This is a genomic window from Consotaella aegiceratis (assembly GCF_036541425.1).
GTDB lineage: Bacteria > Pseudomonadota > Alphaproteobacteria > Rhizobiales > Rhizobiaceae > Consotaella > Consotaella aegiceratis.
The window spans coordinates 13,434-31,892 of record NZ_JAZHFT010000049.1 but is presented as its reverse complement, the minus strand read 5'-3'; the positions used below and the strand labels follow the sequence as shown (position 1 = coordinate 31,892).

Annotated in this window: 17 protein-coding genes; 7 read left to right on the top strand and 10 right to left on the bottom strand. The window is 65.8% G+C overall.

The genetic code is table 11. The features are described 5' to 3' along the window. Positions 1-654 precede the first annotated feature (654 nt). Positions 655-828, bottom strand: coding sequence for a hypothetical protein (locus SMD10_RS21680; RefSeq protein ID WP_331687832.1), 174 nt, complete (start codon positions 826-828; stop codon positions 655-657). On the opposite strand from SMD10_RS21680, the gene SMD10_RS21675 reads away from it, so the two are divergent. Both SMD10_RS21675 and SMD10_RS21670 read left to right on the top strand, forming a co-directional pair. Further along, positions 827-2,779, top strand: coding sequence for a methyl-accepting chemotaxis protein (locus SMD10_RS21675; protein WP_331687831.1), 1,953 nt, complete (start codon positions 827-829; stop codon positions 2,777-2,779). The genes SMD10_RS21680 and SMD10_RS21675 overlap by 2 nt on opposite strands. A 203-nt stretch (positions 2,780-2,982) precedes the next feature. Beyond that, positions 2,983-3,123: a DUF3096 domain-containing protein gene (locus SMD10_RS21670; protein ID WP_331687830.1), complete on the top strand. Its 141-nt coding sequence runs from the start codon at positions 2,983-2,985 to the stop codon at positions 3,121-3,123. Positions 3,124-3,203: 80 nt separating this feature from the next. Here the strand turns inward: SMD10_RS21670 and SMD10_RS21665 are convergent, their stop codons facing one another. Genes SMD10_RS21665 through SMD10_RS21655 form a run of 3 tightly spaced genes read right to left on the bottom strand, consistent with a single transcriptional unit; the run spans position 3,204 to position 6,900 of the window. Then, the gene (locus SMD10_RS21665) at positions 3,204-5,405 is read right to left on the bottom strand and encodes a xanthine dehydrogenase family protein molybdopterin-binding subunit (protein WP_331687834.1); all 2,202 of its coding nucleotides are present in this window, start codon (positions 5,403-5,405) and stop codon (positions 3,204-3,206) included. Between the two features lie 11 nt (positions 5,406-5,416). After that, positions 5,417-6,400 carry an FAD binding domain-containing protein gene (locus SMD10_RS21660; protein WP_331687829.1) on the bottom strand — a complete coding sequence of 328 codons (984 nt, stop codon included), beginning with the start codon at positions 6,398-6,400 and terminating at the stop codon, positions 5,417-5,419. Next, the gene (locus SMD10_RS21655; protein ID WP_331687828.1) at positions 6,397-6,900 is read right to left on the bottom strand and encodes a 2Fe-2S iron-sulfur cluster-binding protein; all 504 of its coding nucleotides are present in this window, start codon (positions 6,898-6,900) and stop codon (positions 6,397-6,399) included. The genes SMD10_RS21660 and SMD10_RS21655 overlap by 4 nt, the downstream gene beginning before the upstream one ends. Before the next feature lie 190 nt (positions 6,901-7,090). Between SMD10_RS21655 and SMD10_RS21650 the strand changes: the two genes are divergently transcribed. From SMD10_RS21650 to SMD10_RS21635, 4 genes are all read left to right on the top strand, one after another. Beyond that, positions 7,091-7,960, top strand: coding sequence for an SDR family NAD(P)-dependent oxidoreductase (locus SMD10_RS21650; RefSeq protein ID WP_331687827.1), 870 nt, complete (start codon positions 7,091-7,093; stop codon positions 7,958-7,960). A gap of 40 nt (positions 7,961-8,000) precedes the next feature. Further along, positions 8,001-8,717, top strand: coding sequence for a 3-keto-5-aminohexanoate cleavage protein (locus SMD10_RS21645; RefSeq protein WP_331687826.1), 717 nt, complete (start codon positions 8,001-8,003; stop codon positions 8,715-8,717). A gap of 1,120 nt (positions 8,718-9,837) precedes the next feature. Then, complete coding sequence (locus SMD10_RS21640; RefSeq protein WP_331687833.1) at positions 9,838-10,488, top strand: precorrin-8X methylmutase; 651 nt, start codon at positions 9,838-9,840, stop codon at positions 10,486-10,488. A gap of 52 nt (positions 10,489-10,540) precedes the next feature. Then, positions 10,541-11,557: a nicotinate-nucleotide--dimethylbenzimidazole phosphoribosyltransferase gene (locus tag SMD10_RS21635; protein ID WP_331687825.1), complete on the top strand. Its 1,017-nt coding sequence runs from the start codon at positions 10,541-10,543 to the stop codon at positions 11,555-11,557. Between the two features lie 21 nt (positions 11,558-11,578). On the opposite strand, the gene SMD10_RS21630 is transcribed toward SMD10_RS21635, so the two are convergent. The 6 genes from SMD10_RS21630 to SMD10_RS21605 all read right to left on the bottom strand — a co-directional run bounded on the left by SMD10_RS21630 (position 11,579) and on the right by SMD10_RS21605 (position 17,696). Then, complete coding sequence (locus SMD10_RS21630) at positions 11,579-11,785, bottom strand: hypothetical protein (protein ID WP_331687824.1); 207 nt, start codon at positions 11,783-11,785, stop codon at positions 11,579-11,581. A gap of 82 nt (positions 11,786-11,867) precedes the next feature. Continuing rightward, positions 11,868-13,064, bottom strand: coding sequence for an OpgC family protein (locus SMD10_RS21625; RefSeq protein WP_331687823.1), 1,197 nt, complete (start codon positions 13,062-13,064; stop codon positions 11,868-11,870). Continuing rightward, positions 13,064-14,869 carry a glucans biosynthesis glucosyltransferase MdoH gene (gene mdoH / locus SMD10_RS21620; RefSeq protein ID WP_331687822.1) on the bottom strand — a complete coding sequence of 602 codons (1,806 nt, stop codon included), beginning with the start codon at positions 14,867-14,869 and terminating at the stop codon, positions 13,064-13,066. Before mdoH ends, SMD10_RS21625 begins: the two co-directional genes overlap by 1 nt. A gap of 229 nt (positions 14,870-15,098) precedes the next feature. Continuing rightward, the gene (locus SMD10_RS21615; RefSeq protein WP_331687821.1) at positions 15,099-15,332 is read right to left on the bottom strand and encodes a hypothetical protein; all 234 of its coding nucleotides are present in this window, start codon (positions 15,330-15,332) and stop codon (positions 15,099-15,101) included. Positions 15,333-15,466: 134 nt separating this feature from the next. Beyond that, complete coding sequence (locus SMD10_RS21610; protein WP_331687820.1) at positions 15,467-17,071, bottom strand: OpgD/OpgG family glucan biosynthesis protein; 1,605 nt, start codon at positions 17,069-17,071, stop codon at positions 15,467-15,469. A gap of 121 nt (positions 17,072-17,192) precedes the next feature. Then, on the bottom strand, positions 17,193-17,696 hold the full coding sequence (locus tag SMD10_RS21605) for a MarR family winged helix-turn-helix transcriptional regulator (protein ID WP_331687819.1): 504 nt from the start codon (positions 17,694-17,696) through the stop codon (positions 17,193-17,195). 430 nt (positions 17,697-18,126) lie between these two features. On the opposite strand from SMD10_RS21605, the gene SMD10_RS21600 reads away from it, so the two are divergent. Further along, complete coding sequence (locus SMD10_RS21600; protein WP_331687818.1) at positions 18,127-18,444, top strand: STAS domain-containing protein; 318 nt, start codon at positions 18,127-18,129, stop codon at positions 18,442-18,444. Positions 18,445-18,459: the final 15 nt, after the last annotated feature.

Sequence of the window (18,459 nt, the reverse complement as noted above, 5' to 3'; positions counted from 1 at the left end):
CGACCGGCTTGCCGCGCAGTCCCATCAGCTGCTCCGACAACGGGCCCGCCGCGTTCAGACCAAGCTGCGACGGAAGCTCAACCGTCTCCGCCGATGCCTGCTTCTTTCTTGCCATCAGAACTCTTCCTGTGCGTCCCCACTCGCCCACGACCCGCTTGGTCCCGTCTCCGGCCATAAGGTGAGCAAAGTTGATTTTATGTATTGTTTACCTCGACAGAGTTGACAGCTCCTACCTCCTCTAGCGAAGGGCCGAAGCTCAAGGCACACTAGATGAACTGACTTAAGAACAAGTGTATGCGCCGATGGATGACTGAGTTTGTAAGCATGGATATGGTTACCGACAGATAACGCGACCGCCGGCCGGCATTCGCGCGCGCAGCTCCCGGCCGGTCAATCGCAGTCGTTGGGCCCACAAACCTGAGTTTCGGCACAAGAATTTGTCGGAAAAATCCGGCGTTCGATCTCGGTTGCCGCCGCGCTATAAGTAAAAACTTACACTAAATGCGTGTATTATTCAATTTATGCAATCTTAGATTGCTCAATCATCGGATTGATTATTGCTCGCACGAGCCCACCTGACAGCAATATTCTCTTAGCCGTTGATTTTCATCGATTTTCGTTAGGTAATTTTTTATTAGTCGGCGACTTATATTTTTAGACACTGTCTTCAAAAAGAATCCGAGAGCAGCCGCAGATCGCCGCCCCCACCAGCCCGCTTGAAGGAATGATCATACGCATGTAGCGGCGTTGGCCCGCGGCCTGCCGCAGCGGACGAAACTCGGCGAGCGACGAACTTGTCGGCAGATTGGATAGAAAGATCCACGCCATGCTTCGCAAATTCTCCCTTTCGACCAAGATTTCTGCTTTGGTGCTGGCGAGCCTGATCGGACTCTCCATCATCTTTACCCTGGCGGGCGACGTCATTCTCGCCAAGGAAGGGAGGAATCGCGCGTCCGAACGTCTGGAAACCAATCTCAACGTCGCCTGGCACGTGTTGGCTTCCTATGGCGACGGCTATTCGCTGCGCAACGGCAAGCTTTACGTCGGCGACACGCCGCTCAACGACTTCACCGAGCCGGTGGACCGGGTGAAGGAACTCGTTGGCGGCACGGCGACGATTTTCATGGGCGACACGCGCGTCGCCACCAACGTCATGAAGCCGGAGGGCGGGCGGGCCACCGGCACCGCTCTAGCGCGCGGTCCGGTCTATGACGCCGTTCTCGGCAGCGGAATGCCCTATCGCGGCGAGGCCGATATCCTCGGAACGCCCTATTTCACGGCCTACGACCCGATCAAGGATGCCGGCGGCAAGACCATCGGCATCCTCTATGCCGGTGTCAAACAAGCGGATTTCTTCAGCTCGATCCGGACCCTGCAGTATCAGTTGGCGGGGATCGCGCTGGTCGTGGTCATCGTGGCCGGCGGTCTCGCCTTATGGCTGTCGGGCAGAATGTTCCGGCCGCTGCGCGCCCTGTCCGATACCATCGCCCAGGTGGCACGGCGCAAGACCGATCTGACCGTTCCCGGCACGCAGCTGGGCGACGAGATCGGGCTCATGGCGCGCTCGGTCGAGGATCTGAGGCTGGCCGTCATCGAGCAGGATCGGCTGGAGGCCGAGGCGGCACGGCTGCGCGAGGCGCAGGCGGCCGAGAAAGCGCGCCAGGCCGCCGAAGAGCACGAGAAGGCCGAGCGCCTTGAAGCCTTTGTCGCTGACGTCAAGGGTGGCTTCGATCGCCTCTCGGGCGGCGACCTCACCGTGCGTCTGGAGCGTCCGGTGGCGCCTGAATACGAGGAGATTCGCAGCCAGTTCAACGGCACGGCCGAGAAGCTGGAGGACACCTTCGGCTCGGTGATCGGCTCGATCGGCTCGATCCGCTCGGGTCTGGACGAGATCAACACCGCGACGAACGACCTCGCCCAGCGCACCGAGCAGCAGGCGGCCGGCCTGGAAGAGACCACCGCGGCGCTGACGGAAGTGACGCGGGCGGTGAACGAGACGGCCGAAAGCGCCGGCCGTGCTCAGGCTTCGGCCCAGACCGCGCAGAAGAACGCCGAGAAGGGTGGCGCCATCGTCGGGCGCGCCGTCGAGGCCATGGCGGCGATCGAGAAATCGTCCGAGGAAATCGGCAAGATCATCGGCGTCATCGACGAGATCGCCTTCCAGACGAACCTCCTGGCGCTGAACGCCGGCGTCGAGGCGGCCCGCGCCGGCGAGGCGGGCAAGGGCTTCGCCGTCGTGGCGCAGGAAGTCCGCGCCCTGGCCCAGCGTTCGGCCGAAGCGGCCAAGGAGATCAAGGAGCTGATCTCGCAGTCCTCCGAGCATGTCGGGCAGGGCGTCGAGCTGGTGACGGCGTCGGGCAAGAGCCTGGAGGAGATCGTCGCGGAGGTCGCCGCGATGTCCTCGGAGGTCTCCGAGATCGCGCGGACGGCGCGCGAGCAGGCCGTCAGCCTGAAGGAAGTGTCGACCGCTGCCGACCAGATGGACAAGGTGACGCAGCAGAACGCGGCGATGGTCGAAGAGACGACGGCGGCGGCGCAGACGCTGGCGAACGAGACCGACCAGCTGGCGCAGCTGATCGCGCAGTTCCGCACGGCGACCTCGGCCGGTCATCAGGCGCAGGGCGCGCGCACCGCGCGCCGCCAGGCGGCGGCTCCGGCTGCCCGTCCGGCCAAGCCGGCGCGGCCCGCCGCCAAGCCCATGCCGCAGATGAAGGCGACCGGCACCGGCGGTGCCGCACGCAAGCCCGCCGCCGTCGAGGACGGCTGGGAAGAGTTCTGAGCCTCCTCCCCTTCTATTCCGAACCAGTCCGAAACGAAAAAGGCCGGCGTCACATTCGCCGGCCTTTTTCGTCCCATAGAAACGGGTCGAGCGGCGCGGAAGCAATGGACGGCCCACCGCATCGCGCCGGGAACGGCGGATACGCCGTCAGCATTTCAGAAGCGCCGCCCATACGTATCGAGAGTTCGGAAAGGCCCTTTCCCATGATAATGAACGCCATTGCCATTCAGCCGCTCATCGCGCTGATCGCCGGGATCCTGATCCTGATCGTACCGCGTCTGTTGAACTACGTCGTCGCCATCTACCTGATCGCCGTCGGCCTGATCGGGCTGTTCGGCGTCTAGCCGTCTCCGTTCGCGCACCAAGGCGTCCGATTACAGCGAAAAGGCCGGCGATCGTGTCCGGCCTTTTCCCGTCGGGATGGTCAGGCCGACTGTTTCTCCAGCCCGGCGAGCACCTTGTCCAGAGTCATCGGATAGGAGCGCACGCGAACGCCGCACGCATTGTAGATGGCGTTGGTGATGGCCGCCCCGGCGCCGCTGATCGCCAGTTCGCCGATGCCCTTGGCCGCCATCGGATTGGCCAACTGGTCGACGCGGTCGAGCAGCACGACCTCGAGCTGCGGCACGTCGGCATTCACCGGCACGTGGTATTCCGCCAGATCGTGATTGACCATCAGGCCGGTGCGCTTGTCCGCCACCAGTTCCTCGGTCAGCGCCGTACCGATGCCGAAGATCAGGCCGCCATAGCACTGCGACGTCGCGGTCTTGGGATTCAGGATGCGCCCGGCCTCGCACACCGAGAGCATTCGCTTCACCCGCGTCTCGCCGGTCACGGCGCTGACGGCGACCTCGCAGAAATGCGCGCCGTAGCAGGCCTGGTGATACTCCTCGTCGGTTCGGCCGGGCTCGATCGTGCCTTCCACCGTCAGAGTTTCGCCGGCCAGGAGATCGGCGAGGGCCACCTGCCGGTTTCCGGCGATCGCGGTCCCATCCTTCAACGTCAGTTGCTCGGGAGCAACGTCGAGCTTCGCCGCCAGCTGCCCGATCAAATCGAGGCAGGCGACATAGACCGACGACGTCGAGCTGGCCGCGCCGAACGAGCCGCCGGACCCCGAACTCTTCGGCAGCGAGGAGTCGCCGAGTTGGACGTCGATGCGGTCGACGGCCAGGCCCAGCAATTCGCCGGCCGTCTGGGCCAGGATCGTATAGGAGCCGGTCCCGATATCGGTCATGTCGGTCTTGATCGTTGCGCTGCCATCCGGACGAAGGCTGACCTCCGCCGAGGACGGCTGGAGCATGTTGGCGCGCGAGGCCGCCGCCATGCCATAGCCGATCAGCCATTCGCCGTCGCGACGGCTGCCGGGCGTCGCCGGCCGCTCGTCCCAGCCGAAGCGCTTGGCGCCCTCTTCCATGCAGTCGATCAGGTAGCGCGACGAAAACGGTCGGCCGTCCTGGGGATTGACCTCCGGCTCGTTGCGCTTGCGGAATTCGATCGGATCGAGCCCGAGCTTTTCCGCCATTTCGTCCATGGCGTTTTCCAGCGCCAGCATGCCGACGGCCTCGCCCGGCGCACGCATCGCCGATGGACGCAGGAGATCGAGCGGGGCGACATGATGGGTCACCTGGCGGTTGTCGCCCGCATAAAGGAAGACGGTGGACAGGCCTGCCGGCTCCGCCGACGGATCCTCTTCGAGGTTGCCGCACCAGGTGTCGTGCGCGATGGCGGTAAGGGTGCCGTCGGACCGCGCGCCCAGGCGCATGCGCTGAAGCGTATCGGTACGCCGGGAGGTCATCTGATAGACCTGCTGGCGGCTGAGGGCGACCTTGACGGGCCGGCCGAGCGTCTTGGCGGCCAGGGCCGCGTAGACGGATTCGACCCCGATGCCGAGCTTGCCGCCGAAGCCGCCGCCGATATAGGGCGTGATCAGCCGGACCTTCTCGGGATCGATGTCCAGCGCGGCGGCGAGTTGCTTAGTGTTGGACGCGACGAGCTGGTTGGAACAGTGGACAGTCAGGCGATCTCCCTGCCATTCGGCGATCGCCGCATGCGGCTCCATCGCCGAATGGCTCTGGCTCGGCGTGGCGTAGATCACGTCGAGCTGCACTTCGGCCGCAGCGAAGGCGGCCTCGAAGTCGCCCTTCGTCGCGCCGGAAGAGTCCTCGCCGTCAGGCATGATGTCGTTGCCCTGTCCGGCCTCGAGATCGTAGCGGCCCGGCTCGCTTTCGACGTCGAGCTTAACGAGCGTCGCGGCATGACGCGCCACCTCGAAGGTTTCAGCGACGACGAGCGCGACGGCCTGACCGGTATGCACGATCAGGCCATCGACGCGCGGCGGCTGATCGTCGCCCGGATCGGCCGAGGCGCGTACAGCCTTGTCGTCGATGACCACGTGAAGCACGCCGGGCGCGGCCAGCGCCGCCTTCGGATCGATCGAGATGAGACGGCCGGGGCCGAAGCCGGCGGCAACGATCGCGCCGTAGGCGACGGATCCGCCCTGCATGGCCTCGTAGGCATAAGGCGCCCGACCCGCGACCTTGAGCCGCCCCTCATAGCGGTCGACCGGCTGTCCGATCAGGCCCTGGGCGCTCTGGTCGAGACGCGAGCCGTCGATGGCGTCGTCCATCACGAGCTTGCTCATCGGGCGTCTCCTTTCGTTGCTTCGGCCAGGACGGCGGTCAAAGTCCGACGCGCCAGCGGGACCTTGAAGTCGTTCGCCCCCTGCCCCTTGGCCTCGGCCAGAAGGCGGTCGGCGGCCGCCTCGAAGAGCTGCGGCGAAGGCCGCTCGCCGACGAGCAGGTCCTCCACGGCCTTGTCGCGCCAAGGTTTCGGAGCGAGACCGCCGAAGGCCAGCCGCGCCTGCGCGATCCGACCCTGTTGCAGATCGACGACCGCGGCGACCGAAACCAGAGCGAAGGCATAGGACGCCCGGTCGCGCACCTTGCGGTAGACCTGGCGGCCGCCCAGAGGCGCCGGCAACAGCACCGCAACGATCATCTCGCCCGGCTGAAGCACGGTTTCGGTCTGCGGTGTGTCGTCAGGCAGGCGATGAAGCTCGCGGATCCTGAGCTGACGCGACGAGCCGTCCGGCAGCAGCGTCTCGATTTCCGCATCGAGCGCGGTCAGCGCCACCGCCATGTCGGAGGGATGGGTGGCGATACAGTGATCGCTGGCGCCGAGGACGGCGTGGATGCGGTTGAAGCCGCCGATGGCGCTGCAGCCCGAGCCGGGCTCGCGCTTGTTGCACGGCGCCTTGGGCTCGTAGAAATAGTAGCAGCGGGTGCGCTGGAGGAGGTTGCCGCCGGTCGTCGCCTTGTTGCGGATCTGGCCGCTGGCGCCGGCCAGGAGCGCTCGCGCCAGCACCGGATAGTCGTGGCGAACCGCCGCATGCGCGGCGAGGTCGCCGTTGGTCACCATCGCACCGATGCGCAGGCCGTCGCCGGCCGGCTCGATCCTGTTGAACGGCAGGCGCGAGATGTCGATCAGCGTCTCGGGCGTCTCGATCTCCAGCTTCATCAGGTCGAGGAGATTGGTTCCGCCCGCGATGAAGCGTCCGCCGGCGGCGGCCATCGACGATGCCTGCCGGGGATCGGTCGCCTTGGAATAGGAAAACTCTCTCACGCCGGCTCTCCCTTGCCCGCTTCGCGGATCGCAGCGACGATGTTGGGATAGGCCGAGCAACGGCAGAGATTGCCGCTCATCCGTTCCGAAATCTCCCGCTCGCTCAGTTCGACGGGACCTTCGAGGTCGTCCGATACATGGCTGGGCCACCCCTGCTCGATCTCCGAGAGCATGCCGACGGCCGAAACGATCTGTCCCGGCGTACAGTAGCCGCACTGGAACCCATCATGGGCGAGGAAGCTCGCCTGCATCGGATGCAATTTCTTCGGATCGCTCAGCCCCTCGATGGTGGTGATCTCGTCGCCCTCGTGCATCACCGCGAGCGTCAGGCAGGAATTGATCCTGCGGCCGTTCACCAGGACCGTGCAGGCGCCGCACTGGCCGTGGTCGCACCCCTTCTTGCTGCCCGTGAACGCCAAGTGCTCGCGAAGCGCGTCCAAAAGCGAGGTTCGCAGATCGATATCGAGCTCATGCTCGGCGCCGTTGATCGTCAGTCGCATGGGCGGGTGTCTCCTTCTCGTCGTCAGAGCAAACGCATCAGACGCTAGAAAGTTTATAAGGAGCCGGCGAATCCTCCGGCGATCGCGCGCGCCGGCTGCCGGCAGATCGTCAAAGTCGTCCGACCGCTTCCACAACGGCTGCGCGTGGCCTAGGTTTGGACCGTCGCATCCTCCAACGAGCGAATTGGTCATGACCCATCCTGCCCTCTCTCCGTCCCATATCGCCGTCATCACCGGCGGCGCCTCCGGCATCGGCCTCGCCGCCGCCAAGCGCTTCGCGGGCCTCGGCATGAAGGTCTGCATCGTCGACCGCGACGAGGAACGGCTGAAGACGGCGAGCGGCGAGCTCGCCGCGTTGACCACGGGCGGAGCCGACGAGGTTATGGCCGTCTCGGTCGACGTCGGCGACCGGCTGGCCGTCGAGGCTCTGGCCAAGAGCGTCAGCCAGCGCTGGGGCGCCCCGAACGTGCTGATGAACAATGCCGGCATCGGGCCGGGCAGCGGCATCTTCGGTCCGGAGGCCGCATGGATCGAGATCCTGCGCATCAATCTCGGCGGCATCGTCAACGGCTGCCAGGTGTTCGGGCCGGCGATGATCGAAAGCGGCAAGCCCGGACTGATCGTCAACACCGGCTCCAAGCAGGGCATCACCACACCGCCGGGCGACCCCGCCTACAACGTCTCCAAGGCCGGCGTGAAGGCGTTTACCGAGGCGTTGCAGCACGATCTGAGAAACCGCGACGGCTGCCAGGTCGAGGCGCGCCTGCTGATTCCCGGCTTCGTCTTCACCGGCCTGACGGCTCACGGGCGGACCCAGAAGCCCGAGGGCGCCTGGACCCCGGAGCAGACGGTGGATTTCATGATCGAGCGGCTGGGGGCTGGTGACTTCTATATCCTTTGCCCCGACGGCGAGGTGACGCGCGAGATGGACGAACGCCGCATGCTCTGGGCAATGGGCGACATCGTGGAGAACCGCCCGCCACTGTCGCGCTGGCACAAGGACTATGGCGAAGCCTCCAAGGCCTTCATCGGCGCGACCGACCGTCCGAAGATCGTCTGATCGGGTGTTCTAAGTCCAACATGGTCGGGAACCCTCAACCGTGATCGTCCAGGCCTGCATCAACGGCGCTCGTCCGTCCGAATTCCACCCCGCTCTGCCGTTGACGGCCGACGCGATGGCGCGCGACGCGGCAGCCTGTATCCAGGCCGGCGCCGGCGAAATTCACCTTCATCCGCGAGCAGACCACGGCGCAGAGAGCCTGCACGCCGTGGACAAAACTGTCGCGGCGCTACGCAAGGCATGCCCCGGCACTCTACTCGGCGTCTCGACGGGTGCTTGGATCGAAACCTCACCCGCAGAGACGCGGACGGCCATCGCGGCCTGGCGCGAGTTGCCGGACTATGCCTCGGTCAACCTGTCGGAACCCGACGCGCCGGCGGTCATGGATCTCCTGCGCGAGCGCGGCGTCGGCATCGAGGCGGGCCTTGCGTCGGTCGCCGATGCCGAGCGGCTCGTCGCCCTGCCCGAGCATCACCGCATCCTGCGCGTGCTGATCGAGATCGAGCAGCAGGATCCCGACGAGGCGATCACCGAAGCCGAAGGCATCGAGGCGGTGCTCGATCGCGCCGCGCTGCGCAAGCCGATCCTTCTGCACGGCTTCGATGCCACGGTGTGGGATTTCGTCCGGCGGGCCGGCAAGCGACGCTGGTCGACGCGGGTCGGATTGGAGGATGGGAAAACGCTGCCGGACGGCGCGTTCGCCGGCGGAAACGCCGCCCTGGTCGCAGCCGCATGCGATCTCATTCGATCCGTCTGAGGCCTCGCGCGGACTCCCTTCCGGATCGCCACCCCTTGACGATGCTTGCGAAAAGACCGAGACGAGCGCCGGTGCTGCTGTCGAGGCAGACGCCCTCCGACCGACTCGGCAGCCGACAGCGCCGTCGCTGCCGGACTTGGGGTCCAGGAGTTGGCCCCGCCGCACAATGGCCCGCGTCGCGTTCCACGAGGACAGGATGACTCCGCTTTTCGATCGTTATCTCGCCGTCGACTGGTCTGCCGCCAATGCGCCCACCCGAGGCCGGGATTCGATCTGGATCTGCCTGGCCGAACGGCAGGATCGCGACGTGACGGTGGTCGAGACCATCAATCCGCGCACTCGCGCCGAGGCGATGGAGACGGTGGCTGCTGTCTTCGAGGCGACGCTTGCTGAGAACAAGCGCGTCTTCGCCGGCTTCGACTTTCCGTTCGGCTATCCGGCCGGTGCGGCGGCAGCCATCGCCGGCGAGCCGAACTGGCGCGCGCTCTGGGCGCGGATCGCCTCGCTGATCCAGGACCGCGACGACAACGTCTCCAACCGCTTCGAGATCGGCGGCCGGCTCAATCGCGACGTCTTCGGCCCGGCACCGATGTTCTGGGGCAGGCCCGACCATCTGCGCATTCCCGGCCTCGACATGGCGCGGCCCGAGCCTCGCCCCGGCAGCCTGCCCGAATACCGGCTGGCGGAGCGGCGCGCCCGCCCGGCGCAGCCGGTGTGGAAGCTCGCTTTCGCCGGCAGCGTCGGCAGCCAGGCGCTGACCGGCATCCCGCGTCTTCACGCACTGATCGAGGACCCGCGCTTTGCCGGGACCCTCAAGGTCTGGCCGTTCGAAACCGGGTTCGACGCCGAACTCGATGCGCCGATCATCCTGGCCGAGATGTATCCCGCCCTGATCGAGGTCGAGCAGGGCGACAAATCCTCCAAGGACGAAGCCCAGGTCGAGGCGATGGCCGATACCTTCGCCCGGCTCGACGCGGCGGGACGCTTCGGCGCGCTGCTGGCGGCCCCGGACGATCTGACAGACGATGAAAAGGCCGTGGCGATCGCCGAGGAAGGCTGGATCGTCGGCATCGGCCGGGCGCTTTCGGAGGAGACGGCATCGTTGGCCGCGGCGGTGACGCTGCCGCCCAAGTTCACCTATCTGCGCGATCCGGCAGCGATTGCCGAGGAGAGCCTGCGCGTCGCCCGCGAGGAAGCCGATCTCTCGCGCCTGCCCGGCGAAGCGCACGACCTTGCCCTCCAGCTGGTCCAGGCCTGCGGCATGCCGGATATCCTGAACGACCTCCGATGCTCGCAGGATGCGATCGCAGCCGGCATGGCGGCGCTCCGGCGTGGCGCGCCGATCCTCTGCGACAGCGAAATGGTGGCTCACGGCATCGGCCGGACCGCGCTGCCGGTCGGCACCAAGGTGATCTGCCGGCTGAACCATCCCCAGGTGGCTTCACTCGCCGAGAGGCAAGGATCGAATCGCGCCGCGGCACAGGTCGATCTCTGGGACGATGTGCTCGACGGTGCGGTGGTGGCGATCGGCGAAGCCCCGACGGCGCTGTTCCGCTTGCTCGAGCGCCTGGACGGCGGGGCGCCGCGACCGGCTCTCGTCATCGGCTTCCCGTGCGGGCTGGTCGGCGCCGCCGACGCCAAGGCCGAACTCGGGGCCAATCAGCTCGGCGTGCCCTTCATCGCTCTTGCCGGCCGGCGCGGCGGCAGCGCGCTGGCGGCGGCAGCCGTCAACGCCCTGGCGCGCCCGTTAGCATCTTCGCCCTCGGCCTGAGGCCACGAGGGCCAGCGGACCTCCTGCGATCTCCCCTTCAGAAGGATTTCCCATGTCGGTGACCGGCCTTCCCTTCGATGACATCCGCGCGCTCGTGCGCGACTTGCCGGGACCGGACCGCCAAGCCGTCCACGACAAGCGGCATCGCGAGGCCGAACTGGCGAAGCCGTTCGGCTCGCTCGGGCGTCTGGAGGACCTTTCGGAATGGCTGGCCGCCTGGACCGGCCGGCAGCCGGCGGTGAACCGCCCGCTCGTCGTCGTCTTCGCCGGCAGCCACGGCGTGGCCGCCAACGGCATCTCGGCCGATGCGCCGGAAACCGCCGCGGAGCGCGCCGCCAACCTCGCGACCGGCGGCGCGGCCGTCAACCAGATCTGCGCCACCTTCGACCTGGGGCTGAAGGTCTTCGATCTCGCCCTCGAAGTGCCGACGGCCGACATCACCCGGGAGGCCGCGCTCGACGAGCGAACCTGCGTGGCGACCATGGCCTATGGCATGGAGGCGCTCGCGGGCGAACCCGACCTGCTGGCGCTCGGCGACATCGGAGCCGGCAACCGGACCGTGGCTGCGGCGATGCTCGCGGCCCTGTTCGGCGGCAGGGCCGAGACCTGGATCGGCTCGATGCCCGGCATCGACGAAAGCGTGCGGGTCCGCCAGGTCGAGGCCGTCGAGCGGGCGCTGGCTTGCCACGAGGGCCATCTCGCCGACCCGCTGGAGGTGCTGCGGCGGCTCGGCGGGCGGGAATTGGCGGCGATCGCCGGAGCGATCGTCGCGGCGCGCACCCAGCACGTGCCGGTGATCCTCGACGGATTGGTGACGACCGCGGCGGCGGCGGTGCTCTGGAAGATGAAGCCGGAGGCCCTCGATCATTGCCTGTTCGGCCACGTCTCGGCGGAACCCGGACACAGGCAGGCACTCGAGGCGATGGGCAAGGTGCCGCTCCTGGCGCTCGGCATGCATCTCGGCGAAGGCACGGGCGCCGCCCTCGCCGCCGGACTGGTCAAGGCCGCAGCCCGGAGCCACGCGGGCATGGCAACGGCGGACGGCGGGGCTCCTGCGGCGCGGCACTGACGGTGCCGGGGCCGGCGGCCTTCACGAACCGCCGCCCTCGCGGCCCGCTTCCGGATCGAAGGCGATGAGATAGGCCCACACGGCATAGCCCAGAAGGGCCAGGGTGATCGCGCCCCAGGTCACGTCACCGCCCCACCATTCCAGGGCGCACCAGAGAGCAACGACCGTCACCACGGCCACACGACGCCAGAGCGGGCGGAAGAACGGATGGTTTCGGTCGCTTCGCATTAGGATATCTCCCGCGTGAGCTGCCCCTGCCCTGTGCCTCGGATCACCCGTCCGCGCAAGTCCAGCTCGGCGAGAGCCCTCGTCAGGAGATCTGGCGGCGCGTCTTGACGGAGGCGATCATCGACGGGTCGAGCGCCGGTTGCGCCGCCGGGGCGGCCACCGGCTGAGGCCGCGGTCCACGCGTCGCCGCCTGCCACCAGTCCAGCCCCCAGGCCAGGACGAACAGGCCGACGATACCGCCGCCGAGCAGGACGGTGTCGCGCGCGAACTGCGGCTCGGTGCCGAAGATGATCACCTGGCCGACAAGCGACAGCATGGTGCCCACGGCGAAGATCGGTAGCGAGTGGCGCCCCAACATGGCGAAGGGATTTTCGCGCTGGATCGTTGCCAGCGGCGAGGTGCCGGCGGCATTGGCGAACACATAGGCGAGGGCCAGGACATGCAGCAGGCGCGGCATGGTCAGATAGGTCTTGTCGAAGCCGTGCAGGATGAACGGCACGCCATTGAGGGCCTGCCAACTCCAAATGCCGAAGTCGACGATGATCAAGCACACGACCAGATAGCCAGCAGCCGCGGTGAAGAGCCATGGCGCGAAGGGCACGGCGCGGCCCCGTTCGATCTTGGTCAGGCCGCAATAAAGCCCGATCGCGAACAGGAACTGCCAGGCAAGCGGATTGAAGAACCAGCCGCCCGCATAGGGATAGGCGGGAATGTCGATCCGCCATATGCCGACGACGGCCCAGGCAAGGCCGCTCACCGCGAGCAGCAGGTGGCGATTGATGCCTGCCAGCATCAGCATGAGCGGCACCAGCAACAACAGGACCGAGTACATCGGCAGGATGTTGACGTAGCCGAACTGATGGCTGAGCGCGGGAAGGCCGATGAGGGTTTCCAGCGGCTTGGTCAGCAGCGGGGCGAGCGCCATTCGCCGCATGAACTCGCCCTCGCCGAAGGTCAGGGCCGCCCAGGCGAACAGCCCCATCGCCATCAGCGTCAGCGTACAGTGAACCAGGTAGAGGACGCCGGCCCGTCGCCAGGCCTTCAGGCTGGCGATGAGGCGGGTGCCGGCATAGAACGGCCGACCGTAGGCATAGGCCGAGGCAAAGCCGGCCAGGAACACGAACAGTTCCGCGGCATCCGACAGACCGAAATTACGGCTTGTATAGCGCTCCCAGACATTGCCCGGGACATGGTTGATGAAGATCATCACCAGCGCCACGCCCCGGTAAAAATCAACCCGATGATCGCGCTGGCTTGGCTTCGAAATGGCGGTTGGCATTAAGCTTGACTGATCGCTCCCACCGTCCCTTCGGTGTCGAGGAGCGAAGTGTGGCCCTCTTCGCCGGCGCTGGCAAGACGCCGCCGCCAATTGCCTGCCGACTGGATGATCGCTTCGGGCGCCAATTCAAAGGGCGTGGCGAAGATTCCGAGAGCCCGCACCGCGTCGCCGGCCGGCGGGCTGCCGGTAACGCTGATCAGAAGCGGTGAGATCAGCAGCGGCACGGCGATCGGGCACACCCACAGGAACAGATCGGGCGCGTAGTAGTAGGTCGCATAGAGCAGCACGGCCCCGGCCGCCATCATCCACCAGCTGCTGCGGAACGCGGTGCCGAGCGGCAGGCTGCCGTCCTCGCGGTCGGTGGCCGGCCAGCCTGCGTCGGCGCCGATCAGGATCTCGGCCACCGCCTTCGACTGAAACATCATCATCACCGGCGCCAGAATGCTGGTCGTCAGAAGCTCGGCCGTGGCGCTGAGCAGCAGCGTCACGGTGCCGCCGAACCGCCGGCGCTTGGACGACAGGGCGTTGCCGAAAGCGATCAGGGTCTTGGGCAGGAGCAAGAGCACGCCGATGCCGACGAGCAGCAGCAGAGCCTTGCCGGTCTCCGGCCGCGGAAACACCGGGAACAGCGAGCCGGACGGGAAATAGTTCGGCTCCGGCGCCAGGATCGGGTCGAGCAGGCTGAAGACGATGAACAGGAGCCAGATCGGCGAGGCGGCATAAGCCATGATGCCCTGCATCAGGGCGATGCGGCTCCAGGTCTTCATCATCGGAGCGCCGATCAGACGGCCATGCTGGATGTTGCCTTGGCACCAGCGCCGGTCGCGTTTGGCATATTCGATGAGATTGGCCGGCGCCTCCTCAAAGGAGCCTTCGAGATCGGGGTCGACGCGCACCCTGTAGCCGCCACGCGCCAGCAGCGCGGCTTCGACGAAGTCGTGGCTCAGGATTTCACCGCCGAACGGCGCCCGGCCCGGCAGATTGGGCAGGCCACAACACGCCGCGAAGGCGCGCACGCGAATGATCGCGTTGTGCCCCCAGAACGGCCCTTCGCGACCCTGCAGCCAAGCGATGCCGCGCGAAAAAATCGGCGAATAGAGCGCTGCGGAAAACTGCAGCCCGCGGCCGAAGATCGTTCGGCGGCCGATGATCAGCGGCTGCGTCTGCAAGAGCCCGAGATCGGGCTCGCGATCCATGCGCGCCACCATCTCCACCATCGTGGCCGGTCGCATCAGACTGTCGGCGTCGAGCACCAGCATGTAGTCGTAGGCGCCACCGCTCGTCGTGACAAAGTCGGCGATGTTGCCGGCCTTGCGGCCGATATTGTTGGTGCGATTCCGATAATAGAGGCTGCCGACGGCTTGCAGGTCCGCTGCTACGCGGTAGGCCATGCGGCGTTCCGCCTCGCGGCATTCGTCCTTGGTGGAATCGCTCAGGACATGGACATCGAAACGGTCGAGCACACCGGCGTCACGCAGCCCTTCGAGCATCGCCGCGACGCGCGCGAAGACGGCTTCGGCGTCTTCGTTGTAGACCGGAACCAGGACCGCCGTGCGCGACGGTCCGCGCCAGGACGCCAGGGGCGTGCCGCTCCTCAGGCGACGCGGCGCGGCGGCGATACCCACCGCGGCGGTGTTGAACCCCCAAGCCAGCCAGAAGCAGCAGATGGTCAGTAGCGCAATCTGGACGCAATGCAGCCATGTCACACCGTTGACGGTCACCACCGCGGCGAACAGAACGCCCGCAACGGCCGCCAGGAGCGCTGCAGTCGCGGCGAAGACGATTCTGCGAACGATAACCGACAAGGTGCGTCACTCACGGTTCCCGCCACGCCACGAAGGTCTCCGGGGCGGGGTGCCGGGACCGGACACAACATCGACCGTCGCTATCGACCGTCACTCAAAAAGCCCGGAACAGGTCATGCCGCGAAACTACGGCAACCCTCCGAGCACCCATTCAATGGCGATCCGCAACTGCGGTGCCGATGCGCGATCCCGAGGACCTGCCCGCGATCACGCCTTTTCCGAGCGAACCCTAGCGCCTGCGCACCGCTGCCAGTCGTGCAGCAAACGGCAACGCCCAGGCACGGTGCTCGCGCGTCAGGGCCTGGACCGGCATCGCCAGGCGAACCTGCGGCGGTGGCAGAAGCAGACCCTTCAGCGTCGCGAGAGCGGCGGCGTCGCCGTCCTGCGCCGAAGCAAGAATCATCGAAGCCTTGGTCGCATCGCCGCCATCCAATGTCAGCTTCTCGGCGATCGCTTCGACCACGGCGTCATCCGATAGGTCCGGACGACCGACAACGATGCCCCCGGTGGGGCGTTCACGACCATTCCACCGGCGGGCCGCATCGCGGTGGACCGTCGATACGCCAGCACCGGAACTCGAGGTTGCTGCGTTTTGCATCATATGGATCCCGTCCATTGATAGAGAAAAGTCTCGCTTACAATGCGCTGCAACATAGAAAGTTTCGCACGAATCTCGATTGGACCGGATTCAAGGCGTTCAATTTCGATGGCGAGGCGCCAACCGCCGTCTGGAAGGCGGTCGATTCCGGCATGATTGAGCCGTCCGAGGTCGGAAACCTCGATGATCGGCTCGAGCTTGGCATCCTTCGGCAGATTGGCGATCGTTCCGCCCACGAAGTCGATGGCAAACCGGCGAAAGTTGGGCGGGCTGTCCACCGCCGGGTTGCCCCCCGCGCCGGCAAAGCTTCCCCGGACGCGGGCCATCTGATCGACGGTCTCGACCTCCAGCCCCCAGCGCATGCGGTAGCGGAATTCGAAGGCACTGCCCGCCTGCGGCTTCTCCTCGGGCACCCAGAAAGCGACGATGTTGTCGTTCGCCTCCGAATCCGAAGGAATTTCGACCAGTTCGATCGCGCCGCTGCCCCAGTCGCTCATCGGCTCGATGATCAGCGACGGCCGCATTTCGTAGCGCGCCTCGACGTCCTCGTAATGCGAGAAATCCCGATCGCGCTGCAACAGCCCGAAGGCCTTGGGCGACACCTCGCGGAAATAGGACAGCGCCAGCTTTTCGGGATTGCGCACCGGTCGCCACAACCGTTCCCCGCTGGCGCGCACGACCATCAGGCCGTCGCTGTCGTGCACCTCGGGGCGGAAATCGTCGCGCTCGCTGCGGCTGTGCTCACCGAAGAGGAACATGCTGGTAAGCGGTGCGACACCAAGCCGCTGAACTTCGTTGCGGAAATAGAGCCGCGCAGTCACATCGATGACCGTCTGCTCGCCCGGCTGCAGCGTGAAGGCGAAAGCGCCGGTCAGGCTCGCGCTATCCATCTCGGCGAACAACCGAATCTGATTGTCGCCGGGCTGCGGCTGGACGATGTAATAGGTCGTGAAGCGCGGAAACTCCTCCGCTTCGTCCGTCGCCGTGTTGATCGCCAAGCCGCGCGCCGAGAGCCCGTAGCGCGTGTCGGCGCCGAGCGCTCGGAAATAGCTGGCGCCCAGAAACGTCACCAGTTCGTCGAAGATGTCGGGGCGGTTCAGCGGACAGTTCAGGCGGAAACCGGCGACGCCGGGAAGCGACAAATTCTGGAAGACGGACGGATCGAGCGGCGCCAGATATTCGAAATCCGACGGCGTGTAGACCTGCTCCTTGAAATGCGTTCCGTCACCCACGAAGATCCGCGTCGTGTCGCGGTAGATGAAGCCGGGATAGAACGGCTGCACGTGGAAATTCACCGGGTCGTTGAGCCACAGCGTGTGATCGCGCCGGAACAGGACGTGGCGATGCTGATCATAGGTGAGGTCGAGAAGTTCCTGCGGCAGCTCGGACTGAGGCTCGACATAGGGCTCGCCGGCACGCCGTCGCATGACGGCCGACAGCGCCTCGTAATCGAAATTCTGCAGATCGAGTTCGCCATCGGCGGCGGCCTGGGCAAACGCTGGACCGCCGAACATGGCGGCCATCGCCGTACCGAGGCCGAACTTCAAGGTGGAACGCCGCGTGATCGAGGCCGATCGGCGCACAGGGGGAACAGGTCGGGACACCGGATGCTTCTTCATTTCGGGAGGTAGGACCAGCGCAATCATAGAATCGAAGCGAGCACCTGCCTAGCTGCTCCGAAAATCTGGCAGACAAATGGTAAAGGCGGAGCGCGCCGGTCGACGGTCAGCGCAGCCGCCGCAACCGTCTGGACAGGATTTCGTCGGCCTTGGCGAGCGAGGCTGCGAGCTCGGCGCGGCCGGCCTCGTCGAGGGAATCGCCCAGTTCGGCCTCCACCCGGTCCCAGATCGCCAGCACCTGAGCGCGCGCCTTCTCCCCCCTGGAGGTCAACAGCACCATGGTCCGCCGTCCGTCGCTGTCGCTCGCCTGACGGACCACAAATTCCTTCTCGATCAGCCGATCGAGCATCTTCGAAACCGTGGAGGGTCTGACCGCCAGTCGGTCCGCCAGCCGCGAGACGCTGATCAACGCGTTGGGCTGCAACTGGACGAGCAGCTGATCCTGTCCCGGATGCAGGTCCGCCTCCGCGAGCAGCAACGCAAGGAACGCCCGCGTCGACTTGGCAATAGACAGGAGCGAACGCGTCAGCGGCGCTCCACTCTCGGAAAGGTCGCTTTCCGTGTGCGAAGGGCCCGTTGGCGGCACGTCGCGAGAATCAGACAAGTTCATACACATCTCCGTCGCGGCGCCATCATCCCGAGTCCTGCGGCGAAGTCTTTCACTTGGTTAAAACAACGTAAGTGGAATGAACGGTCGTTTTGGACGGAGGCAGTCCGGCGATCGGGGCCGTGCAATCTTCGGTCAATCGCCTCAATTCAGTGCCCAAAGCCCCCCGAAACCCGCTTTGGTTGTATTTTGCATCGTTTTCCGACGCACGCCTACAAAGCAAGACTTATTATCGACGATAAATAATATTGATCTCACGAAATATTATCACGCAATGGGACTTAACTATCTGTCGAAAAGAAGATTCAATATCTCCACAGCAAACGAGTAACCCATCTGAAACCTGTCTACACTATCGATAACTTTACCGAAGTTATTAGGGGGTTTGGGGTCGATGGCAGCCCGAAAGAGCAAAACGGAAGGCTCCGCAAGGATGGTCTATCCCCTTGAAGGAACAGCCACTCTTCGCGACGCCGAGCGGATCGCGGCCGAGCTTCGCGGGTTGGCCGACAAGGCTACCGACATTCTCGTCGAAACGAAGGGGCTGGAATCCATCGATTTCAGCGTCGTTCAACTCCTGGTCGCGGCTGTCAAAAGCGCGGAAGCGCACAACCGAACCATCGCCATCGAGGTCCCGGCCGACGGAGCCCTCGATCGCATTCTCCAGCAGGCTGGCATCGCTGAGCCGATCGACAGCTGCCTCGTCCGTCAGAACGGCCTGTGGACCGGACTGACGACCGCACAATCCTAAAAAGGGACCTGCCCG

Coding starts and splice junctions, on each gene's coding strand:
- SMD10_RS21605 (WP_331687819.1), bottom strand. CDS start 17,696: ATGAACTTGTCTGATTCTCGCGACGTGCCGCCAACGGGCCCTTCGCAC.
- SMD10_RS21670 (WP_331687830.1), top strand. CDS start 2,983: ATGATAATGAACGCCATTGCCATTCAGCCGCTCATCGCGCTGATCGCC.
- SMD10_RS21635 (WP_331687825.1), top strand. CDS start 10,541: ATGTCGGTGACCGGCCTTCCCTTCGATGACATCCGCGCGCTCGTGCGC.
- SMD10_RS21665 (WP_331687834.1), bottom strand. CDS start 5,405: ATGGACGACGCCATCGACGGCTCGCGTCTCGACCAGAGCGCCCAGGGC.
- SMD10_RS21600 (WP_331687818.1), top strand. CDS start 18,127: ATGGTCTATCCCCTTGAAGGAACAGCCACTCTTCGCGACGCCGAGCGG.
- SMD10_RS21680 (WP_331687832.1), bottom strand. CDS start 828: ATGGCGTGGATCTTTCTATCCAATCTGCCGACAAGTTCGTCGCTCGCC.
- SMD10_RS21630 (WP_331687824.1), bottom strand. CDS start 11,785: ATGCGAAGCGACCGAAACCATCCGTTCTTCCGCCCGCTCTGGCGTCGT.
- SMD10_RS21650 (WP_331687827.1), top strand. CDS start 7,091: ATGACCCATCCTGCCCTCTCTCCGTCCCATATCGCCGTCATCACCGGC.
- SMD10_RS21675 (WP_331687831.1), top strand. CDS start 827: ATGCTTCGCAAATTCTCCCTTTCGACCAAGATTTCTGCTTTGGTGCTG.
- SMD10_RS21625 (WP_331687823.1), bottom strand. CDS start 13,064: ATGCCAACCGCCATTTCGAAGCCAAGCCAGCGCGATCATCGGGTTGAT.
- SMD10_RS21655 (WP_331687828.1), bottom strand. CDS start 6,900: ATGCGACTGACGATCAACGGCGCCGAGCATGAGCTCGATATCGATCTG.